The organism is Halorubrum ejinorense, from assembly GCF_055389685.1.
On sequence record NZ_AP043776.1, the window covers coordinates 207,844 to 229,679 of the forward strand.

Consider the following 21,836-nt stretch of genomic DNA (forward strand, 5'->3'; position numbering starts at 1 on the left):
GATGAGTGAGACACAACACGACGAGGAAGATTTGGAACTAGAAACGTGGGATAAATTACCGCTTGGGTTGATGGATAATCTCGCGGAGAGTGAAAAGTATCGCGTTGACGTGTATCGACCGATCTATTCGATGCATAAGTGGTGGGCTCGACGGCCTGGTTCGACATTCCGTATTCTGGGTCTTGCAGCGTTGACGGATAGCAATACGACGAAAGATGATATCCTTCGTATGAATACAATGGAGACGAAGTATGAGGGGAAGTATCTTGAGTCGTTGAAGGAGGATGTTAGTGGGAAGACAATTTTAGATCCGTTTGCTGGTGGCGGAACGACGTTGTTCGAGTTGAATCGGTTGGGTGCACAGACAGTTGGGTACGAGCTGAATCCTGTCGCGTGGTGGATTAACAAGAAGAACATCGACCAGGTTGATGTTGATTCACTCAAGCAGGCGAGAGATGCGTTGTTGAGTAGTGTTCGTGAGGATATTGGTGAATTATACACCACTACCGACCCGAAAACGGGGCAGAAGTGCGAGATACTGTACGCGTTCCAAACGCAGGTGTTGCCGTGTCTGACGTGTGACGAGGAAGTTCAGTTGATGAAGAGTCGAACGCTGGTTCGGAAGGGGAAGACGCATTCGGCGTTTGTTTGCTGTCCGAACCGGGAGTGTGACGACCGAATTATCGAGTTAGACCAGGAGATCCCGGATGAGCTCGACTGCCCGTGTTGCGGGACAGTATTTGATCCGTCGGATGGGAATACGACTCGCGCGAAATATACGTGCAGTAACGGTCACAAGCACGATATCAAGGAGACGCTTGACCGTTTAGATGCGAAACCGGAGTTTGAGTACTATGCGCTTCAGTATTCGGCTCCGGGGGGAGACCGACGCATCAAGAGTTTCGACGAGGAGGACGAACGGAAGGCGGAGAGAGCGAGAGAGTTGCTTGAAGAACGGTTCGATGAACTCCCGATTCCCACGCAGAAAATACCGAGTGGAGATAAGACGTCGCGTCTAACGGCACGAAATTATGAACAGTATCATGAGGTATTTTCTGACCGTCACTTACTGACGTACGGAACGCTGTTTCGGGAGGCGCAGAAGTTCGACGATGAGAACCTCGGTGAGTTCCTGATTACCGGGATTTCGAATGCGTTGAAGCGTGGGAGTTTGCTGATTCGATGGGACTACACCAACAACAAGGGAAGTAGTGTGTTCCCGAGGCAGTCGTACATCCCGCGAGCACAGCCTGTGGAGGGCAATCCGTTGAATACGGATGGGAATATTGTCGCGGTCGAGAACTTCCTCGACAACGTTGTGGAAGCTAAGGACTATTGTAACCGTCCATTTGAGAAGCTGAAAGAGGATGGGGATGTCAATAAGTACTTCATTCAAGATGAGTCGGTGAAGGAGTCGCGGCGGAAAGCCTTGAAGTGCAAAACATCTGAGCGTCTCGACCTTGATGACGAGAGTGTCGATTTCGTCATTACTGATCCGCCGTACTACGATAACGTTCAGTACAGCGAACTCTCTGGGTACTTTTACTCATGGCTTCACCATGTTCTCGGGGATGAGTACGAGGAATTTGAGCCTGAGCATGTTCCAAGTGCTCGGGAGATTGTTGCGAACTCCCGAACCGGGAAGGATGAGGACTTCTTTATCGAGAGTCTCACGAATGTGTTTAAGGAGTCCCACCGGGTGTTGAAGGACGATGGTGAGCTGATGTTCACCTATCACCACAATGAGAATGAAGCGTGGGGTGTGATCTTACAGGCACTCGTTGAGAGTGGGTTCACAATCACGGGTGCCTATCCTGTGCAGTCGGAAATGCCGAGTAGTATGACGATTTCCTCGCTTGAAAATGCGGAGTACGATATTGTGATTTTCGCGAACAAAGAGAGTGTGTCAGAGGAGACAACGTTGGATCAGCTTCGTCAGGATCTATTCTTCGAGTTACAGGATATGATTGAGGAGGAGCGTGAACGTCATCAGGAGCTCTCGACAGCGGATCTTGGTGTGATTCTTCGTGGGAAGTGTATGTTTTATTACTCGAAGCACTATCCAGAGGTGTACTCTGACGGTGAGCGGGTTGGTGTAAATGACGCTCTGGAGACGGTTGACGATGTTATTGAGCAGATATTGGAGGGGTCGGCGAATCTGCCAGCGAGTATCGATACTATTTCAGAATCCTACGCTGCGTTTGTAAAGCGTGGGGCCGAGGAGCACGACGACCTGAATAAGCACTTGATGGCGAAAAACCTGAACGTCTCCGACCTGGAGGATGAAGAGTTGATTGCGGGCGGGCGTGATGAGAAGCGCCCGGTGAGTGCAGAGGAGAGAGTGAATTTCATTGAGCAGAAATTGAATGGGATGAGTCCTGGTGAAGCAGATAACTTATTAGATATTGATAAGATACATTACCTACATCATTTGTTCGTCACTGATCAGAGTACGTCAGAGTACCTGAAGGAGTGGAAAACCGAGGACTTGGAAGATCTCGCTGATTTCATGGCCGACGTAACTGGTGATGACCGGTTCGAGAAGGTGATGGAATTGAACCTGGGACAGTTCTAAGAGGTGAAATGAATGTCAATACAACCTGGATTTAATGTGGTGACAGAGCCGGTTGCTGAGACAGGGTCGGAGTTGACGGTATTCGAGTTTTTCCGGGCACTAAAGCAGGATAAAGAGGTTGATGCGCCAGTTACGGTCACTCATCTTGATCGGTTGTTGGTCGATACGATAGCGGATGAACGTGATGAGGTGTTGGCGGAGTTGCGGGGTGTGTTGCGGCAGTCGCGGTCATTAGATTCGATGGATGCTGTTCAGTTTGTTATTGATGGACGGTTAGTTGAGGATGCATACTTTCGGATTCGTGTGGAGTATCGGGGAGACGCTGTGTATCTCGACGTTGGGGAATTATTTGTTGAGGAGCCGAAACGGTTGTCACCGACTCATGCTGTAGCACGAAAGTAGTGTCTTCAGATGATTGTCCATATATCGGCAGAGGACTTCGGAGCGAAGTCTCTCGACACATAGTATCAAATCTGTATTCGGAGATACCAATCTGAAGAGATCGATTTCTCCTCTGAATTGTGCGACGACATTCTTATTGACCGCATCAACATCTACATCAGCAGTCACGACCTCATACGACTCTCTGACAAAGGCCCGATACTCAGTGACGATCTCCTCGGCTTTCCCACGAATCTCTCTAACTCCCAGGTCAGTGAACTCCCAGAGTAACGCGAGCGTCTGCGTCGCCATGGACGTGAGATACGTCACGAACTCCTCTGGAGCTCGAAGCCCAGTTGACACAATCCCGTGAATTACGTAGTGAATCTCAGTTGTCACGACCCGGTGAAGCCCCTTCATCGCCGTATCAATTGAACCTAAGAACTCTTTAGCCGAGGAGTATACAGAATTATCCACTCGAACCTCCTAATCGGGAATACTGGAAAAACACCAATGGTGGGCAGATTCTCACCACTTTTGCGTGTGTATGAGACGATAGAGGCGTGTATAGAGGAGTTAGATCTTGAGTCAAACTGAAGGTCTGTCTCCGGTTGGGATAGAATTATGTCATGGGAATTAGTTTACTTGTTGTATGGCAAATGGCTGTGATTTTCTCACCAGTCCCTCCTTCGACACGCTCCAATCTGAGGTGTTTGAACGGGTTGCTGAACAAGCTAGCGACGACCCCGGCAGCATCCTCTATATCGAGAACAACGACCATCGAACGGATGAGGTCGCCGACGCGTGGGCCGAGAATTACGAACCGCTCCGACTTCGAGTAACCGATTTCAATACTGTCATCGGTGAATGCTACGAGCAAATTGCTGACCCGAGTTCTCTTCTGGATGCGTTGACCCGGCGCCGGTTAATCGACCGAGCGCTTCGAACTGTCGCTGACCGTGGTCTCTTGGACGATGCGCACCTCTACCGAGACCACTTCACCGATCTCATCACAGAACTGGAGGGAGAGGGCTACCACTCCCCTGAATCAGTTCGAACCCTCGTCGAGGACTCCCAGTTATCTTCTGGAACCGCTGATTTGGTCGCCAGCGTGTATGAGGAGTTCTACGAGCTCCGACGTGAAGGCGTCGGGGATGACGTGTATACCCTTAGTGAGGCGTACCGGACGGTCCTCGATAGCGGAGCTTCCCTTACGGAGATCTTCCCTCACGTCGACGTCGTCGTAATTTCTGGATTCTACGACCTGTCCCACCACGAGAAGGGTTTTCTTCAGCGACTAGCCACCGCGTTCCACGTCTGTATCTCGCTCCCTCTGGCCGATACGGAAACGCCGGCCGACGGCGCAAACCAGATTACTGCTGACGCGATGGAGACGTACCAGGCAATTGCTGGCCCACCGACCGCTGTCACTCCCGATTCTCCGAGTTCACTCATCGACGCTGCTGGTAAGCTCTATACGCCAACTCCAGGAGTTGACGAGGGCACGGCTCCTCCCGATCAGCTTCAATGGTACAGCGCCCCCACACCAGATCGAGAGGTTAGACAAGTTGCTCGAAGGGTGCGGAAACAGCTCGCGGACGGCGCCGACCCTAACGACATCCTAGTTGTCATTCCGGGTCTAATCTCGTATCAGGAGCAAGTCGCCGACGTATTCGAGGCCGCTGGTATCCAGTCGGTCGGGTTTGCAAACAAACTGCTGTATCAGACGTATGCTGGCCGGGCAATGCTCGATCTGGCTGATCTCTGTGTCGACGACCCACGCACAGATACAGTAGCCCGTCTCGCGACGAACCCGCTCGTGACTCTTGGAGGTGCCACCGACGACGTTGATCGGTCCGCTGTTGCTGACCTCGCCCGCCGCCTTCCGACAGTCGATACTGACCGACTTCTCGAGGAACTCGACGATGCCTCCGCTGAGGTGTTGGAGAACCTTTTCCAGGTCGCCGACGATGCTGAGGTCGCGGAGGCCGACGACGTCGTTGAGGCCGTGCGAACTGTGTTCGAAACCGTCGACCTCTCTGAAAACGTCGACTCTATCGAAGAAGATGCGGCGTCATTCGATGCCCGAATGGAAGTTGCGTCCTACAATCGAGTCGAGAGGGTGCTTGACGCCGTCGAATTCGTGGCTGAGCGCTTTGGGATGGACGAGCCAATCGAAGAGGTGGCCGATGCACTTGAGAAGGTGCGGGTCCCCCCACCGAGTCAATCTACACAGGAGGTCGTCGAGATAGTTGGTCCACGCGATGCCTACATGCAGTCCTATTCACACCTGTATTTCGTCGGGTTGACCGAGCAGGACTTCCCCGTCGAGAATGATCGACCGCTCTTTTTCGAGCGATTGTTCGACGACGTTCCTAACCTCTCGTTCACCGATGATCGAGCCGAGGCCCGTTACCAGTTTGCTACCTTGCTCTCAGGTGCGGAGAGCGTCTACATTACGACCCCCGAGACATCATTTGATGACGATGACCTGCTTGAGTCGTCGATTCTCGATGAACTCGCTCGAGTAACTGGCCTTGAGCCAACGCCTGATGATCTTGGGAATGCCGTTCCCGAAGACGTCCAGCGTGCCCTTCGTCATCACCGAGATAGGGAGGCACGGGAGGAAGCCGTTATGTACGCTGCTGACTCCGGAGTATTCTCGCGACAGCAGGCCGAGCGCGTCATGGCGGGTGCGAGGTGCGCTGAAAGTCGGGCTGACGCCGGACTAACCGCCCACGATGCACAGCTGGATCCCGAATTGGTCTCGGAGCTCCACGGTGAACGTGGGCCGTACAGCCCGACGCAGCTGAAAGATTACGCTCAGTGTGGGCACGCCTACTATATGAAACGGATACTGGGCATCGAAGCGCCCGACGAGTTCCATCTCGAGCCTCAGAAAGTCGACCTCGGGAGCCTCGTCCACGATATCTTCGAGGAGTTCTATTGCGGGCTCCAGGATGACCACGGTGATCCAGTTGACCTCAGTGAATATGACCGGGAATTGCTCGAAGAACAGCTGTTAGAGCAGACACGAGATAGCCTTGCGGACTCCGATATCGACTTCGACGACGTGTTCTATAAACGGTGGCTGGAGCAGCTCCTTGCTGGGCTCGCGACGCCCGACGTTAACGAGTACTTCGGTGACGGGCAACCTCATCAGGGAATCGATCGGGGGCTCTTCGTCCGGTTCCTTGATGCGGAGCACGACGAAAACGATGATGTTCCGGCATGGTTTGAGGTGCCGATGGACTTCTCCGATTCAGAAGAGGGCGAAATCACAGTGACGACACCGGATGGAAGAGAGATATCCGTCGGTGGATTCATCGACCGCGTGAGTCTTCGCGAACAGGACGATGGTACTATCGAAGGATTAGTTCACGACTACAAGACGAGCGATCCAGAAACCATTCAGACAATCGACGGTATCGAATTTCAGCTTCCGCTCTATACACTTGCCACACGAGCTGAACTAGCAGCCCGATACGAGGATACACTTGCCGATGTGGACGGGGAATTCTATGTAACGGAGCCCCCGACAGAGATTACTCGGAAGTGGAGTCTTCGATACTACCTTGAACGGAACGATGGAACCGACGAGGACTACGAGCGGTTCCTCACAGAAACCGTCCCATCGCGGGTTGGCGAGATAGCTGAAGGTATCGAGAATGGTGCCTTCCAAACGACCACGCTTTCGCCGAAAGAAGCCGGCTGTCGCTACTGTGACTATCGAGACATCTGCGATGTTCGACACCACCAACGTCAAGAGATAATCCAAGAGATGGACCGCTCCGGTTCGTCCGGTTATATCCCACAGAGGGCGCGAGATGGGTCCTTCCTGGATACGCTCGGGGGTGCGGACGAATGACGGGGATCGACGATACGTCGGCGTCGACGGACGACGAAGATGAGGAGGAGCTCTCCCCAACAACTGAACAGGAGGAGGCTCTGGAACTCGATCAGAATATCGCGATTACCGCTGGGGCAGGGACTGGAAAGACTACGACCTTGACTCTCCGTTACCTCGAGATGCTCGAGTCCGATCCCGACATCGGGCCCGAGAACATCGCGACGATCACTTTTACGAACGATGCCGCGAATGAGATGCAGGAGCGTATCCGGGAAGAAGTAGCTGAGCGTCTCAGTGCGGCCCCGGAATCTGACGAGTACGACTACAGTCGATGGCGCAGCATCAAGGACGAATTAGAAAACGGATATATTCACACCATCCACGGGTTCTGTTCTCGACTGCTCCGTGAGTACGTCGTTGAAGCCCCGGTGCAACCCGAGTTTGACACGCTGGACGAGGCTGATGCCAAGGTGTTGATGCAGGAGGTGGTCCGGAAGACTATCGACGCCCGTTGGGAGGCGAATGAGGACATTCGTCGTCTTGCTCGTCTCTGGAGTCGGGATTCGCTCGAACAGGTCCTCGTCGGTCTGCTTGAGAGCCGGCCGAGGAGTACCGAATGGGCGACTCGTTGGGAGGGGTCGACGATAGATGAATACCTCGATCACATCTGGTCGACCTTCTATCCAATAGACAGGGGTACTGCGGAAGAACTACTCAAAGAAGAATCCGTACAGGAGGCTATCCATACGATCTGCGGACTTCACGATGAAGAGTTCGAGATTGATCCTGACGACAAGGGAATGCAGTTTATGAAGGATGTGACTCGTGTGGTGCGAGACACGAGTGTTCATACCAATGATGCTGACGGATACCATTGGCAACGGGCACTCGACTCTCTCTGCGATCACCTGACTTCTAACAGTGGTGAACGATACACTGGACGACAACGGTTCCGCTACAGAGGATCCAAGAGCAATTGGAGCGCTCACGAGGAAGAGCAAGAGCAGCTTGATGCTGCTGTCTCCGCTCTACTTGATGGCCTCAACCCCGAGGAGAGGGACTTCATCGGCGGTCTCGATACCGAGTGGAACAGTAGTCATTACGTCCTGAGCCTTGCTCGGCTCTACTCCACCGTTCTGGACGAATATACACAGACGAAATCGGAACAGAATGCTCTCGACTATCACGACCTCATCCAGACCTGCATCGACTTCTTGAACGCGGACGACCGTCTCTGCGAGCAAGTTCAGTCACAGTTCGAGTACGTTATGGTCGACGAGATGCAGGATACTGACCAGCTCCAGTGGGAGTTAATCAAACTATTGACTGCCGGTGACACCGATGATTTTGATGCTCAGAACGTCTTCCTGGTCGGCGACGAGAAGCAGAGCATCTACCGATTCCGCGGCGCCGATGTGACCACCTTCGGTTCAGCTCGTGAGGACCTCGCTGCGGCTAACCCGGACGATGTCGAGACCACCAAGCAGCTCAGAGGCAATTTCCGCACAATTCAGGAGACGCGAGAGTTCCTGAACGCGCTCTTCGACGAGGTATTCGAGCCGATGGACGACGAGTACCGCGACTACGAAGCCAAGCCTCAGGCACTTACGGATGAACGCCGGCAGGGACGTGATGTCACCGGATCGGTCGAGTACCTGCTCGTGCCTGACGATGACGTCCCGGAACTCCACGGTACCGATTACTTGAATCAAACTCCTCGATTCGCTGGGCACGGCGAACGAGAATCTCACGCGCTTGCCAGCCGTCTCACCTCGTTACTGGACGATCCTCCGGAAGTCTACGATGACGACGAGGAATGCCTTCGACCTGCGAAACCCGAAGACATCACCATCCTGTTGCGCGCTCGCACCCGGCTCAAGGAGCACGAACGAGCGCTGGATGCATACGGAATTCCGTATACTGTCGTGTCGGGTACTGGGTTCTGGGACGCCCCCGAGATCACAGCCTTGGTCAATCTGTTCACGTTCTTCGAGAACCCGGACGACGACATCGCTCTCTACGGTGTCCTCCGGTCGCCACTGTTTGGTTTCCCCGATGAGGATCTCGCCCGACTCCACTCCGAGGATCAGCCACTCTGGACTGCTCTCCAGACAGCTGAGGATGATCTCGGCGACGCTGCCCGTCTCCTAGACGAGTGGCGGCAGATCGCTGCTGTCAACGACGATGTAACGGCTGACACGACTGTTCCGTGGGGAACGTTGCTTTCCCGGATTATCGACGATACCGGATATATCGCCAGTGTCGGGGCAGATGAACGCCCGCGACAGGCGGCAGTGAATATCAACAAGTTCCGCGAACAGGTTCGCGCCTGGGAGGAGGGTGGCGTCAAGACGGTCTCGGAACTCCTCACCCGAATCGACCGTCGGAAGGAAATCGAATCCCACGCTGACGAAGCGACTATTCCGGAAGATGCCGACGGCGTCCAGATTCGAACAATCCACTCGGCGAAGGGGCTTGAGTTCCCTATCGTCGCAATTCCAGAAGTGGGCACCGAGTTCAACTTTCAGGGGGATGTCGACGAATACGGGAAAGTCTACCTCGACGAGCTTGACGTCGGGGATGGCGAGTCAGAACCCGTGCTCGGTCTGAAAGCTCCGTCAGCCGACGATCCCTATGAACACCAGAACACGCTCGCTCGGACGCGGCTTCAGGAGGAGGTCCGAATGCAGGAACGAGCCGAACTGAAGCGTCTCCTCTACGTCGCAGCGACGCGGGCCCGGGACCACCTGCTCTTCAGCGGCGTTCATTCTACCGACGCTGATGAGGAGGATGGCTTGGGGTTAGGTGACCCGAATGACGCCGCGGATGCGCGATACTGGCGTGATTGGCTCCGACCGATTCTCTTGGAAGACGAGGACGGTGATGCAGGACATATCTTGAGACAGCTCTCCGTCGGAGCAGAGCATACGACCACTATCCGTGGGAGCGAATACACAGTTCGAATTCCAACCGCTCCTGTTCACGATTGGGACGCGTCAGCGGCAACTGAGCGCGACTACCCCCAGATCGACATTCCTGCTCCAGAACTGTCCACTCCCCCGACGTCGATCACGGCCACGAATTTTGCGAAAGCACTCTCTCCGGATGATACAGCCATCTACACTGACGAACTCGAGGAGGACGCCGCGAGCCTCGAAACGGATGGCCTTCAGGCCAACCATCTGGGAACGATCGTCCACAAACTCTGTGAGCTACGACCTGCTCGAGACCGGTGGCGCTCCATCGCGGCTCGGCTGGGTTCTACTTTGGATGATACGGTGACTGAAGGGGATTTGGATCGGATCGAAGAGTATACTGAGCGCTGCCTACAGTTCCGTGACGGCGTCGCCGACGACGAGTTGCCGACAACCATCCACGAGGAACTCTCGGTTGTGACGCGATTGGAAGCCGGCCGAATCGTCGGCGATATCGACCTGCTTCTGGTCACTCCAGACAGCTACCACGTTATCGACTACAAGACGAACGATACCTCTCAACGGTCGGTCGACGACCTCGCAGAGAAGTACTGGCCACAACTCGAAGTGTATGCAGCTGCCCTCTACCAGAACGACGATTCCCGAATCGTTCACACCACGCTGTACTTTGCCGACGCTGATGAGCATCGGACCACGACCCACGATATGCTTTCGTTGGATATTCTTGGTGATGACCTGAACACACAACTTGAGGAGTTAACGCAGTCCGACGGCGCCGCAGTCCGAGGAGAATCGAGCAATTTCTGAGCTATTCTAGGCTCACCAACGCAATTCCTGCTCTGGAACTCCTCTACCCCCAATTCCTATTCTCAACCCTCGGAATTTAAAGCGAAAACTTATATCACTCGACAAGGCGTAAACACGTAATAGCGTATGACTCGATGGCGAGCGAAGCGCCGGTACGAGGCAAACCGGCGGTTCGGCGAGCGTGCAGATGAGGCGCTCGTAGCCATCTCTATCCTCAAAGCTAAGCGTGACGGCATCGATCTCGAGCAGAGTGAGGACGACTTGCGAGCGAAACTTGAATCAGGCCACCACCTACTTGAGCAAATTCGCGACGCGCTCGATGAAGATCCGAACGCTGACCCGTATGAATTGGCCATCGCTGAGCAGATGCAGGAGAACGCGATTACTGCACGCTCCCGGTTGGTCGGCGATTTCGATGACCTGATTGAGGTCATGGAAGCCGTTGAAGAGACCCTCACCTATCAACAGGGTCTTGATGACGTCCGTGAAAAGTTGAAGGAGATCTCGGAGACTGCGAACCGCACATCTCGAGATAGTATCAATCGTATGCGGGGTACTCTTGCCGACGGAACTCGCTGAGTCCCAAGTTGCGTTTCTTCGGGGCAAATTCCAGGCCGCCCGCGAGGTCTTGGATTCTCTCGATACTCGGATTCCTGTGACAGATTCGATTTACAGCTCCGTGGAGGATGGATTCGATAATATCGAGGAAACGCGTTTTCTCTACGAGCGAGCGTACGACCAGGAACCGGATGCAGAAGCGACTCACGAACTGTATGAGGAGTATCTAGGAGCCATCGATACTGTTGCCCTAGAGCTCCAAGTTCTGGAGACGGAACTTGTTTACTTAGATCTACATCAGTATCAACGCAATTCGGCTACATCTGGCCGGCTTGACCATGCATCGTCGATCTCATCTGAGCTCGAGGATGTATTTGGAATCGATATTACAGTCCTCCCGGTGATCTGGAATGGATTTGCGATCGATCCTCTCGATGAGAATATTCCTGCGACTGGTGATCTGAGCCAAATTTACGCGCTCATTCTCCCTAGAACCCAGAGTGACCCAGAGGTCTATGCCCCGATATTCGCCCATGAAATCGCGCATGCGGTCTTGGACCGACACGACGAACTAAGGACGGACTTCAATAATGCCGTAAGAGAAATCCAGGGACGAACCCGGCAAGAGATTGATGATGAGGCTCAGTTTGCACGGTCGTGGCGGGCTTGGTTTGAGGAACTGTTTTGTGATGTCTGTGGAGTATTAACTTTCGGGCCGTCTTATCTCGCTTCGCTTGTTAGTCACCTTCATCATTCCAATCCGTATTATATTGAGGAGGATCCAGATGGAGACCTCCATCCACCACCTGCACTTCGATTCGATCTTGTGATGGATCTCTCTGACGAGTACTTCCCGAATCTTCTGAACGGGATTCGAGATGACCGTATCGCGTTCGAGCGCCACCTCGATGCACTAGAACACAGTCGACCGCGAATCTACGACACCTACGACTACGGTGAGCTCAGGACGTTCATCACCCAAGAAGTCCCGCTATCGGTCGATCATGATCTCGAGGCACTCGTCGACGACATCACAGCGGGTGTGACTCCCGATGACCAGCCGGAGCGGTCTCACCGGTTAGCCGCAAACCAATATTGGTTGGACACCTATCCACCTTAGAATGGCGGATAGGTGAGGCGTGAGACACGGTCGTGACTGAGACGACTATTCATTCTCCGAGTGAGGTACACCGTCAGAGGATCCTTGATCCCCTTAGAAGGTGCGCCCCAGTTCAGTTCCGAAAGGAAGAACACATCCCGTCCGACTGAGTAAATGTCGAAGTCTCCCTCCTCAACGGAAATATCACAGAGAATCGGCTGCGGGGTCCCCTCGCCCAGTCGGGGGGCATCGGTCGTGACAATCAAAACGGTCTCGTCATCCAGCTGAGCATACGAACCCATATCCGGCATTCCGTCATCGTCGTAGATTCGATATGTGGGGGAGTGTTGGACATCGACGCCCACCCATTCGAATGACTCAGTCACGTAGTCATGTGATTTCAGGTGCTCTACTCCCTCTTTGAGGCCTGAAATCTCATCATCGCCGAGATATCCGTTTCGGTGAATTGTGAGGGAACCCAGTTGATCGAACCCAGAGCGAGGATTGCTGACCGCACCCTGAACGGCCCGAATCAGAATCTGCTTCGCCAAACCCTGATCCGTCACTGTACTTCGGCCGGTCGGATTCGGCTCCTCTGTTTGATAGAGAATCTGGTTGTCAGTGCCTGAGACTACTACTCCACTAGCAACGGTTCGGTCACGACCTGTCACACTGAGTCCGAGGTAGGCATCTGTATCGAGCTGATTCTCGATGCTGAACGGAATCACGCCTAGCTTTACGCCTAACCCGACTGCCGTGTTCGAAATGACATCGTCCTCGTTCCCTGACCGCTGGGCGCCACGCAGCTTCGTTGCGGTTAACGATTGGAGTGGCTTCCCGTCCAGTATCTCGATCAGTTTGTGGTAGACGTCTTCGTCGTATTGGGGTAGATAGCCAAAGCCGGCGTCGACGTCTTCAAGAGAACGCTGCCATTCTTCGACCTCTCGCGGGTCCTCGTAGTTGACTCTTCCAGGCCGCTCTGAGAGGATGAGTCCAAGGTGTTCCTCAACATATTCTCGCACCTGCTGATAGGCGCTGAGCGCTTCGTCTTCCGTCCCCTCTGAGAAGAGGACAGCCACACTGAAATCCTGGTCAAACGTGCGTCGAGGGCCGACTTCCTCGAGATACCCCTGCTTTGCTGGGTTCCAGTATTCTTGGGTGAGCTCACTGCCGTCAAAGCTGATGTTCGGTCGCCCAATCGCCATTTCGGTTGAAGGGTCGTCGCCAAACGTCAGCACCGGATAACCGTAAGCGCTGATCCCGTCGCGTACCGATGATGGGCTAATGTCGGTCTGGATAGAGCCGATACTGATGTCCCCGATCAGTTCACGGAAGTCTTCGACTCTTTGCCATCGCTCCTGAGGCCCGAAGGTTGCCCGTTGGCTGATTTCGTCCGGGCGATCCTCAGACGGTGCAAACAGGAGTAACGACGGAGCAGCTGGATACCAATCACTATTCCCGTACTGGATTTTGACGGTTGGTTCAGATGGATCTATGCTGTCAGTATATCGCTTCCCATGCCGGCTCTCGATCTCATCTAGTGTCTCGTTGTCGAACTGGCCGGGTGGAATCTCGGAGACTGTCGTGTTCTCAAAGACTCCCGTGACAGTGCAAGAAGACCGATCCGAGGTTTGGTAAATGAATGTACGCCCGACGAGTTCGTCGTTGACTCGATCTATTCCCCAGTCGGGGTCATCTAGATAGTCTGCTAGCGTCCGTGATCCGAATACACCTAACGTCGGATCTAATGTGATGAGAGGCCGGTCGTGATGACTAATTCGTACTTCGAGGCCGGGGTGGACGTCGTATCCTTCGATACGCGCTTCTCGGTCCTCATGATAGAACGTGTTCCTCGTAGAGTCGTACCAGTAATCGTCCGCTTCGAGATCATCTTTCAGTTCCTCGATTATCGCTTCCTGTAGAACCTTGAAATCGCTCCACACAGAGAAATCGAGTTCGGATTCATGTGCGAATTCTAGCTCCGCTCCGTCCGCAGATTGAATCGTTCCGTAATCTCGCTCGGCGCCGATTACTGCGATATAATGGCGACCGCCTTGGTTGTACCAACGTGCCCTCCCACCTACATTCCTTTCGAGGATTGTGGCGTGGGCATTGAGGAGAGGGTAGTTATCGTTGGGCTGGGGATCGATATCATAGAGGTCCGCAGTTACTGACGGCACGTCGATCTCAAACGAATTGATGAACCGACCCATTGTCTTCTATTCCCTGTTGACAGGATATAATACCCCGCGGTTCTCTCCCTAAGTTGCCAGAGATTTATGTTAGAATTCAAGCGGACCATAGCACGAAGTGGTTCTGTTAAAACCCCATCCTTCAGAAATATTCTCGCCTGAAACAGGCGGTCGCTGAAGAGTGCGTACCTATAACACTCCCCCCTATCAGTAGCCAGGCTTTTTAAACAAAGCCAAGAGGCCTCGCAGTACGATAAGTTCAAACCGATTTTGACGCCTTCTGAGGGGTCTCCGTATTGTTGAGTGATCGGCGAATATAGTGATCCCAAAGTGGTTGAAGCTCGAAATCCACGAACAAGTCCTCGCGTAGTTCTGGGTCAAGCTGTGATAGAAGGCGTTTGAACTCGTTTTCCTCGTAATGGGTCGGCTTCCGAATGTTCGGTGAATTATTCTCTGTTAATCGACTGAACCGCAGAGACTCCCTATCATGCAGGCGAAGCTCTGGATAGTTCCCATTCCTGTCCTCAATCTCGGCAACTACACGACGGTGACTGCCCTTGAACTCACTCTGTTTTTCTGAAGGACCGTATCCTCCGTTCTCAGCCCACTCGATAAGAGGATCAAGTGATGGCTCAAGATCTCCGTCGCTGTTCTCCACCCCTACGAAGGCCTGGCGGCGGGTGTCCTCCTCTATCTGTCTGAATAGGCGTTGAAAATCCTCTGCTGAGAACCAGGCCGAGTAGTTTAGTTCGAAGTCTTCGTCCGCCGTCTCTCTATACCAAGAGAGGAACCGGAGGGCGTAGGGATTCCCATCCTGGCCTGCCTCGTAACGAATCAGAATTTGATTCACCTGTGTTGAGTTTCCGCTGTCATCGTAGTGGGTAGACTCAGCTACGACACCATCCATTTCCTCGTTCTTCAGAAACTCAGTATATTGCTTGATGAGAAAATCGTCCACGGTATCTCCTGCCTCAAAATCTTTGAACATGCCGTGAATTGCAGCCCATTCAGCAGTGGTAAAATCAGAGGCATCGAAGTGTTTCTTGTACCGGCTTAGTTGCTCAGCACTAAGCGTATCCGTACCAGTCTTAGCCTCAATGATAACAGAGAAAACTTTCTCACCGTCTTGGTTTACTACAGTGATTTGGCCGTCTGCCCGGCTATCTTTGTCATCGTCTTCTACTTCGTCAAGTTCGGTACGGTAATTCGATAACCCGACTACGTAGGCGTCATCGTACTCGGGATTTTCATTGGGTTTGACCTCGACATCATACTCGTATCGCGTGATCTGTTCCCCTTGTTCTATCCAAGACACAGGTAGAAGATCTTTGAGGAAAGATTCAGTAATCGTGTTGTCCACTCGATTGAGTACGGTGATAAGATTCTTAACCACGTTTTGCTCGTACTGGGCATCGCTCTCGTAGCGGGGTTGGAAGTAGATATTTTTAGTTCGAGAGTTCATATTGGCAAGAATCTTACCAGTGGTATAATTAACTTTTGAAGGAGGAGCTTTGTTGAAATACTCACAAAGAGACATACTGACTTCCTCGGATTAGTATAGTAACTGTATTGACCGAATCAAACGACTCTGGTTCTCGGTTTGTAGCGTGGTGTATGCGCGCTCTGTATCTCGCACGCCGATCCTATCAGTTCTTAAGGATTTCAACAGAGCCATATAATCCCCAACGAGGGTCTTGGGCTCGATCAGTTGTTGGAGTATCTCAACAGCCCGCAAGTTCGCGTCTGGCCCGAGGCGAACCGTCAGAAGCTTTGAACGGGTATCTCCGGTTACAGAGTCGCGTTTTGCCCGACCTGCCGGTGCCAGCGGATTTGGCCGAGACGTATCAGGCGACGCTGTAGCGAGCGTATCACAGTTCCCGCACCGACCTCGCATCCTTACAGAGACGAGGGACAAAGCTAACAAACACTGCTATTTACTCGCCACATATGGACTCCCCCTCGGCATCGATCCTCCAACAGTTACGGAGCCTTCACCCAGACGACTTCGAAGCGTTCGTCGCTGAGATCTGGGAGCACGACGGGTACAACACAACCGTCAAGGGTGGCTCTGGAGATCGCGGGATTGACGTCGTCGCTGAACGCGATAATCTGGTCAGTGAGCGCTTGTTGATCCAAGCGAAACGCTACGCCGAATCCAACACAGTCGGGAGCCCCGAAGTACAACAGTATGCATCCTTAGTTCACCAACAGGACGCTGCCAACGCCGCCGTGATTGTGACGACAAGTAGCTTCACAACCCAAGCAGCAGAGCTCGCCGAGCAACACGGACTGAACCTCATAGACGGCGACCGACTCGTAGAGATCATCGACTCCAACGAGCTGGAATCGCTTGTCGACGAATACGCCTCGGGAGACCACGCCGACGCGGCACCCGGTGCGACCGAGCGTCCCAACCCCGAGCCCGCCACCCAGGCAGCAGGGAGTCAGTTCTCAATCGAGCTCGTTGCACTCCGAAGTGAGGCAGAGATAGACCGCTACACGGATGGCGTCTACACGGAGACGCACGACAACCCGAATGCCAACCGGATTGCTGCCTTCTTCAACATCCAAAATCTTGGTGGCCATATCAAGCTGAAGGGCCACCGGAGTTTCACGTTCAAAAGCACCGACGGCTACGACTACAAGGTATCACCGGAATCCACGGGCGGCCTCCGGTTTTCGATGCCAGGGTCATGGCGCTCCAGTATCGATCTCTCGCATGGCCAAACGCAGAACGTCGTCATGATCAGTACGGAGATTCCCGCGGGAGTGACGATCGACCGCATCGAGTTCGATGGCGGTGGTGATCACTTCATGTTTGAGCTGACGCCGGAGACCAAGGCGACCCTCCGCGAGAAAACGCTCGATCTCGACGTCTGAGTTTCATCGTCTCCGATGATCCTGGACGTACGCCATCGCAATCGTCGTCAGAATCTCCGCAACTACAGCATAGTACTCAGCTTGCTCCTGGAGGTAGCGCTCGAAGCTGTCGTCGAGCGTCGTCGATAGGGCCCTGTCAGGCATCCACCGGCCCTCCACCGTCCTGCGAGCCCGGTCTCGGTGCCTCTACCCCTGAAAAGCCCCGTCGTGAGGCGGTTACAGCATTCGTGCTTCACCGACAGCGGCGGGGTACTAAAATTTGGTCGTGATTATTGCGCTAATTCCTCCCACTTGGTAGCACGATAAACCCGCAACGGGCGTTTTTCGGTTTCGTTCACACGATGTCCGATATCAATTCATTATGTAACATATATATAACACCGGGAAGCAAGAGTTACATAAGGAATTACGACGGTGTTGAGCAGCTACTATAGCCACCGATTTCGGCGGGTGATCAGCTGTCTTGCTCTTTATCAATACCTCTAGAACACTCGTCACAGTCGACATCGACCGTGGCGGCTCTGTTGAAATACTTAGATTCTGATAGTTTGGAGGGCTATGCTGAATACAACGCGCGAGTCTCGTACTAAGCTCCTCTCGGATTCGGTCAGGCCGGATCGCTCAATACAGGTGAAGTAGCGAGTGCTCTCGTCTTCAACTGTCCCGTGCTAGTACTGGTCTTTTAGTCGAACCCCGCTAATGTTCGTTCAGGATTTATGAGTTCTCGGCACCGAAGCGTCACAGACTCAGGAGAGTGGTACTTGTGAGTTACGTCCTGTGGGCCCTACTAGCGATGGTCTGCTATTCGTTCGCGTTTCTGTTCATGAAAATCGCAATGCAGGAGTTGCCAGCGTTTACCGTCATGCCGATCGCGGTTATCACACTAGCCGTCGGCGCGACGACCGTGGCAGCGCTATTTGGTGACTGGTCAGCTCAATCACTGACGAGTCGGTCTGTCCCGTTCGCACTGTTGGCTGGGCTCTGTCTCACCGGCGCGATGGTCGGATACTTCCGCGCACTCTCGACCGGCCCAGTGAGCATCGTCGTTCCGGTTTTCGGGATGTTCCTCGTCGGCGGAGCACTCCTCGGCATCCTCGTCCTAGGAGAAGCAGTGACAGTGAGGAAGGTACTCGGCATCGCCTTCGGTGGCGTCGCGGTCATCCTGATTGCCACGTAGTTCCCCTTCGACAAACGCGAATGCTGAATCGTCGGACGAGAACCGAACAATGGGCAAGCGAATTCTACCGCTGATTCAGGAGATAGACGGAGAAAATAACATCGTTCAGATGCTGACTACATCCTCTGTATCTCGCACACCGATCCTATCAGTTCCAAATGATCTCAACAGAGCCGTTAACGACGGATTTCTGGGAGTCCGCATCAAACCCCCACTCTCGGACCGTGCCCCATTTGTGCCGAGGGAGTTGGGTGAGGCGGTTTACACGAGGGCTGGAGCGACGCCGAGGGCGGCGGTCGCGAAAAGGACCGCGACGTATCCGGTAGCGACGAGGAATACCACGCGTCGCGGGTGGTCGATGAGGCCCCGACGGTGTCCAACTGCCGCGAGGTAGCCAGTCAGCGGCAACAGCTGGAAGGCGTGGAGGCCGACGAAGTGCGCTAGGCGGAAGTCTCCGACAAGCTGCCAGCCGACGACCGGGACCGTCGGCTCCGCCGTCTCGACGACCCGAGATTGGATCGCGATCATCGCCGCTCCTTCGAACGCGCCAACGACGAACCAGCCGATGCCGAGGAGAATGCCCGCGGCGAACGCTGGGTGGACGTCGAACTCGTTGTTGCGCGCTCGAACCGCCAGGGCAGCGATCGCGACGGTGACGATGACGATTGTGACACCCATGACCCCCCCGATCGCCCCGTCGAGGACCGTCGCCCGATTGAAGTGAGACCCGACGCCGCGCGCGGCCTGTCCGCCGATAAGGACGATTTCAAGGAGGAGACCGACGCCGACGACCTGGGAGACGCGGCGGCGAAAGTCCGGGTCGACCGGGAGGTGGACACCGAGCCAGCCGAGCGTCGCGCACACGAGCGCGATCGAGCCAGCGAACTTCGCCGGCTTGAGCCACGCCGGTTCCCCGTTGACGACCATTGGATCCAAGACGATGCCGACGGCGAAGGCACCGAAGAGGACGGTGTTGATCGCGGCCACGGCGGACAAAACCGGGTCACGGCGCCGCAGCTCTCCGATCGACGTGGCGATCGTTTGCGCGATTGCCCGCAGCGTCGTCCGTCCGCTTGTGGCCACAGCGGCCGACTCGGAGTTCATACCATAGTGTTGCCGGGCGATTCATGTGGGCGTGACCCTAACATGTTGGTATCTGCCCAAAGCGGCAGTGACCAGCATGATCGACGCCCGGTTCCGCATTCGACTCCCGCCGGACCTGTACATCGCCGATCTGTCGGAGGCGTTCCCCGACGCGACCTTTCGCCTGCTGTCCGGCGTCCGCAGCGGCGCCACCGCCAAGGAACTCGGTGAGGTTCTGACTCGGGCCCCCGGGTCGATCGCGGCGGCGTTTCGCGAACACGAGGCGGTCGACGCATACGAGTTGTTGGAACGCACCGACGACCGGCTCCTCGCGACGTACGAGACGACCGACGTCGACCTCTACGACTTCGTCGAAGCCGAGGGGTTCCCACCCGAATTTCCGATCGAAGTGCGGAACGGGTTCTACGAGTTTGACCTGACCGGCACGCGCGGGGAGTTCGACCAGCTCCGAAAGACGCTGGAAGCGAGCGGAACCGAGTACGAACTCCTCTCGAAGGTGAACAAGAGGCGATCGGACCGACTCCTCACACGCCGACAGGAAGAGCTCCTCGCCGCCGGCCTCAGAGAGGGGTACTTCGAGGTCCCGAGAGGGTGTACGCTGGCGGATCTCGCCGACGTGGTCGGCGTGGACAAATCGACCGCGAGCGGGATCGTACGCCGGGCGCAGGCTCGGCTTATTGCGTGGTACTTGACCGACGTGAAGGCCGAGTGATGAGCGGGTGGGTTCGCCACAATTCTTTGCGCTGATCTGCTCTGTTGAATCCTCAGAAAGCGTCCGGATCGGATTACTCTCCAAGCGCGGCGACGACATCGTCGATTGTATAGAGACGGACATCGTCGCGCTCGCGGGCGGCGTCGCGGATGCTGTCGGTAAATCCACTCCGGGAGAACAGCGCGTATTCGACGGTTCGCGAGCCACCGCCCGACGGCTGCCACCGGAGTTCCTCGACGTGCGTCTCCAGCGATGCCAGCGCGCCGTAGTCGAGCGGCGATTCCTGATACTTACACTCGCCGACGACGAGCGTGTCCTCGTCGGTAAGTCCGACAACGTCGATCTCGTGGTCCTGATACCACCACTGCCCAACATCGACAATCGGCGTCTCGTCGTACAGTGTCCATAGCGCCTCACAGCACAGTTGCTCGAAAGCGGGAGCGACAAAATCGGCCAGCACGGGGTCGACGAGTCGGTCGTAGGCCTCCTCACCGAACTGATCGTAGCGATCCGCACTCCCGTACAAGAATCGGAACCAGAATCGGAACAGGGGATCCCGAAGTCGGTACTGACTCCGCTTGGATCGTTCAGGTTTCTCAGTCACCGGCACATGTCGTTCGATGAGCCGGAGCCGAGAGAGCCGATCCAGATACATCGACAGCTGGTTGTAGTCGATACCTGTCACGCCAGCAATCTCGTTGCGGCCTGTCGCCCCGCCAGCGATCGCTTCGAGGATCGAGAAGTAGCGCGTCGGCTCCGTTAGTTCCATCCGGAGAACGTACTCCGGCTCGTTACGGAGCGATCCGTGGCGAGTTAACACCGTCTGCTGAATGTTCTCGCCGAGGGACCGAACCGCGTCGAGTTCCTCGAGGTAGTAGGGAACACCACCGAACACGCTCCACGTACGCACGGCCTCGTCCGCCGTCGCATCATCCGCGAAAAACTCCGTCGCGGCGTCGAACGGGAGTTCACGGATGTCGAGTGTCAAGGATGTCCGTCCGTACAGCGGGCTGTCTCCGAGCAGCGTCGCTTCCTCCATCATGCTGATCGACGACCCGACAAGCACGAACGTCGTCTCCGACTCGTCGAACTCGTGGTCGAACAGGGCCTGTAACACCGACGGGAGGCTCTCGTCCTGTTCAATCAGATACGGAAACTCGTCAAGGACGACGATCGCATTCTGGTCGCCCAGATATCGGAACAGCCGCTCCCAATCGGGACGAATGTCTTCGATACCAGGAACCGTGTCAGCCGCAGCCTCGACGAACTGTTCCAGTTGGAGCTCCTGCGTCTTCTGTCGTGCCTGATAGAAGACCGCGTTCTCTCGTCCCTCAAGCGCCTTCTTAACGAGTCTCGTCTTTCCAAGCCGTCGCCGCCCGTATACGACGGCGAGATCCGCGTTTTCCGAGTCAAACAGGCCGTGAAGCCGATCTAACTCCTCCGAGCGGTTCACGAAGTCTGTCATGGCGCTGAATTAGTGCGGATGAAATAAAAATATTCTGAATAATCATATTCTGGAATATCATATCTACAGATATCATCGGCGAGTGCGGTACAACGATGTT

At 54.8% G+C, this 21,836-nt stretch carries 15 protein-coding genes; 9 read left to right on the forward strand and 6 right to left on the reverse strand.

Going from position 1 to position 21,836, the window contains the following annotated elements; genetic code table 11:
- Position 1 precedes the first annotated feature (1 nt).
- Together ACZ5KW_RS00930 and ACZ5KW_RS00935 are read left to right on the forward strand one after the other, a co-directional pair.
- Positions 2 to 2,575: a DUF1156 domain-containing protein gene (locus ACZ5KW_RS00930; RefSeq protein WP_343778018.1), complete on the forward strand. Its 2,574-nt coding sequence runs from the start codon at positions 2 to 4 to the stop codon at positions 2,573 to 2,575.
- A gap of 12 nt (positions 2,576 to 2,587) precedes the next feature.
- Complete coding sequence (locus ACZ5KW_RS00935) at positions 2,588 to 2,977, forward strand: hypothetical protein (protein WP_338756452.1); 390 nt, start codon at positions 2,588 to 2,590, stop codon at positions 2,975 to 2,977.
- On the opposite strand, the gene ACZ5KW_RS00940 is transcribed toward ACZ5KW_RS00935, so the two are convergent.
- Positions 2,948 to 3,433 carry a hypothetical protein gene (locus tag ACZ5KW_RS00940; protein ID WP_343778017.1) on the reverse strand — a complete coding sequence of 162 codons (486 nt, stop codon included), beginning with the start codon at positions 3,431 to 3,433 and terminating at the stop codon, positions 2,948 to 2,950. The genes ACZ5KW_RS00935 and ACZ5KW_RS00940 overlap by 30 nt on opposite strands.
- 175 nt (positions 3,434 to 3,608) lie before the next feature.
- Here ACZ5KW_RS00940 and ACZ5KW_RS00945 point away from each other — a divergent pair, with 175 nt between their 5' ends.
- The 4 genes from ACZ5KW_RS00945 (at position 3,609) to ACZ5KW_RS00960 (ending at position 12,227) form a co-directional block, all read left to right on the forward strand.
- Positions 3,609 to 6,824, forward strand: coding sequence for a PD-(D/E)XK nuclease family protein (locus tag ACZ5KW_RS00945; protein WP_343778015.1), 3,216 nt, complete (start codon positions 3,609 to 3,611; stop codon positions 6,822 to 6,824).
- The gene (locus ACZ5KW_RS00950) at positions 6,821 to 10,549 is read left to right on the forward strand and encodes a UvrD-helicase domain-containing protein (RefSeq protein ID WP_343778013.1); all 3,729 of its coding nucleotides are present in this window, start codon (positions 6,821 to 6,823) and stop codon (positions 10,547 to 10,549) included. Before ACZ5KW_RS00945 ends, ACZ5KW_RS00950 begins: the two co-directional genes overlap by 4 nt.
- A gap of 126 nt (positions 10,550 to 10,675) precedes the next feature.
- On the forward strand, positions 10,676 to 11,128 hold the full coding sequence (locus tag ACZ5KW_RS00955) for a hypothetical protein (RefSeq protein ID WP_343778011.1): 453 nt from the start codon (positions 10,676 to 10,678) through the stop codon (positions 11,126 to 11,128).
- A 76-nt stretch (positions 11,129 to 11,204) separates the two neighbouring features.
- On the forward strand, positions 11,205 to 12,227 hold the full coding sequence (locus ACZ5KW_RS00960; RefSeq protein WP_343778010.1) for a hypothetical protein: 1,023 nt from the start codon (positions 11,205 to 11,207) through the stop codon (positions 12,225 to 12,227).
- On the opposite strand, the gene ACZ5KW_RS00965 is transcribed toward ACZ5KW_RS00960, so the two are convergent.
- Both ACZ5KW_RS00965 and ACZ5KW_RS00970 read right to left on the reverse strand, forming a co-directional pair.
- On the reverse strand, positions 12,224 to 14,419 hold the full coding sequence (locus ACZ5KW_RS00965) for an argonaute/piwi family protein (protein WP_343778008.1): 2,196 nt from the start codon (positions 14,417 to 14,419) through the stop codon (positions 12,224 to 12,226). The genes ACZ5KW_RS00960 and ACZ5KW_RS00965 overlap by 4 nt on opposite strands.
- Positions 14,420 to 14,657: 238 nt before the next feature.
- Positions 14,658 to 15,935 (reverse strand): hypothetical protein, encoded by a 1,278-nt coding sequence (locus tag ACZ5KW_RS00970; protein ID WP_343778006.1) that lies wholly within the window; start codon positions 15,933 to 15,935, stop codon positions 14,658 to 14,660.
- A gap of 410 nt (positions 15,936 to 16,345) precedes the next feature.
- Between ACZ5KW_RS00970 and ACZ5KW_RS00975 the strand changes: the two genes are divergently transcribed.
- Positions 16,346 to 17,278 carry a restriction endonuclease gene (locus ACZ5KW_RS00975; RefSeq protein WP_343778004.1) on the forward strand — a complete coding sequence of 311 codons (933 nt, stop codon included), beginning with the start codon at positions 16,346 to 16,348 and terminating at the stop codon, positions 17,276 to 17,278.
- Between the two features lie 3 nt (positions 17,279 to 17,281).
- Here the strand turns inward: ACZ5KW_RS00975 and ACZ5KW_RS00980 are convergent, their stop codons facing one another.
- A complete protein-coding gene (locus ACZ5KW_RS00980) occupies positions 17,282 to 17,422 on the reverse strand; it encodes a hypothetical protein (protein ID WP_338756463.1) in 141 nt (46 codons plus the stop codon).
- A 619-nt stretch (positions 17,423 to 18,041) separates the two neighbouring features.
- Here ACZ5KW_RS00980 and ACZ5KW_RS00985 point away from each other — a divergent pair.
- Positions 18,042 to 18,455: an EamA family transporter gene (locus ACZ5KW_RS00985; protein ID WP_343778002.1), complete on the forward strand. Its 414-nt coding sequence runs from the start codon at positions 18,042 to 18,044 to the stop codon at positions 18,453 to 18,455.
- A 261-nt stretch (positions 18,456 to 18,716) separates the two neighbouring features.
- On the opposite strand, the gene ACZ5KW_RS00990 is transcribed toward ACZ5KW_RS00985, so the two are convergent.
- On the reverse strand, positions 18,717 to 19,559 hold the full coding sequence (locus ACZ5KW_RS00990; RefSeq protein WP_343778001.1) for a hypothetical protein: 843 nt from the start codon (positions 19,557 to 19,559) through the stop codon (positions 18,717 to 18,719).
- A 76-nt stretch (positions 19,560 to 19,635) separates the two neighbouring features.
- Here ACZ5KW_RS00990 and ACZ5KW_RS00995 point away from each other — a divergent pair, with 76 nt between their 5' ends.
- Positions 19,636 to 20,271 carry a helix-turn-helix domain-containing protein gene (locus ACZ5KW_RS00995; RefSeq protein ID WP_343777999.1) on the forward strand — a complete coding sequence of 212 codons (636 nt, stop codon included), beginning with the start codon at positions 19,636 to 19,638 and terminating at the stop codon, positions 20,269 to 20,271.
- A gap of 73 nt (positions 20,272 to 20,344) precedes the next feature.
- On the opposite strand, the gene ACZ5KW_RS01000 is transcribed toward ACZ5KW_RS00995, so the two are convergent.
- Positions 20,345 to 21,736, reverse strand: a complete 1,392-nt coding sequence (locus ACZ5KW_RS01000) for an ATP-binding protein (protein WP_343777998.1) — start codon at positions 21,734 to 21,736, stop codon at positions 20,345 to 20,347.
- Positions 21,737 to 21,836: the final 100 nt, after the last annotated feature.

Excerpts from the sequence above, each read along its gene's own strand:
- ACZ5KW_RS00930 (WP_343778018.1), top strand. The coding sequence starts at position 2 with ATGAGTGAGACACAACACGACGAGGAAGATTTGGAACTAGAAACGTGG.
- ACZ5KW_RS00935 (WP_338756452.1), top strand. The coding sequence starts at position 2,588 with ATGTCAATACAACCTGGATTTAATGTGGTGACAGAGCCGGTTGCTGAG.
- ACZ5KW_RS00945 (WP_343778015.1), top strand. The coding sequence starts at position 3,609 with ATGGCAAATGGCTGTGATTTTCTCACCAGTCCCTCCTTCGACACGCTC.
- ACZ5KW_RS00950 (WP_343778013.1), top strand. The coding sequence starts at position 6,821 with ATGACGGGGATCGACGATACGTCGGCGTCGACGGACGACGAAGATGAG.
- ACZ5KW_RS00955 (WP_343778011.1), top strand. The coding sequence starts at position 10,676 with ATGACTCGATGGCGAGCGAAGCGCCGGTACGAGGCAAACCGGCGGTTC.
- ACZ5KW_RS00965 (WP_343778008.1), bottom strand. The coding sequence starts at position 14,419 with ATGGGTCGGTTCATCAATTCGTTTGAGATCGACGTGCCGTCAGTAACT.
- ACZ5KW_RS00970 (WP_343778006.1), bottom strand. The coding sequence starts at position 15,935 with ATGTCTCTTTGTGAGTATTTCAACAAAGCTCCTCCTTCAAAAGTTAAT.
- ACZ5KW_RS00975 (WP_343778004.1), top strand. The coding sequence starts at position 16,346 with ATGGACTCCCCCTCGGCATCGATCCTCCAACAGTTACGGAGCCTTCAC.
- ACZ5KW_RS00980 (WP_338756463.1), bottom strand. The coding sequence starts at position 17,422 with ATGCCTGACAGGGCCCTATCGACGACGCTCGACGACAGCTTCGAGCGC.
- ACZ5KW_RS00990 (WP_343778001.1), bottom strand. The coding sequence starts at position 19,559 with ATGAACTCCGAGTCGGCCGCTGTGGCCACAAGCGGACGGACGACGCTG.
- ACZ5KW_RS00995 (WP_343777999.1), top strand. The coding sequence starts at position 19,636 with ATGATCGACGCCCGGTTCCGCATTCGACTCCCGCCGGACCTGTACATC.
- ACZ5KW_RS01000 (WP_343777998.1), bottom strand. The coding sequence starts at position 21,736 with ATGACAGACTTCGTGAACCGCTCGGAGGAGTTAGATCGGCTTCACGGC.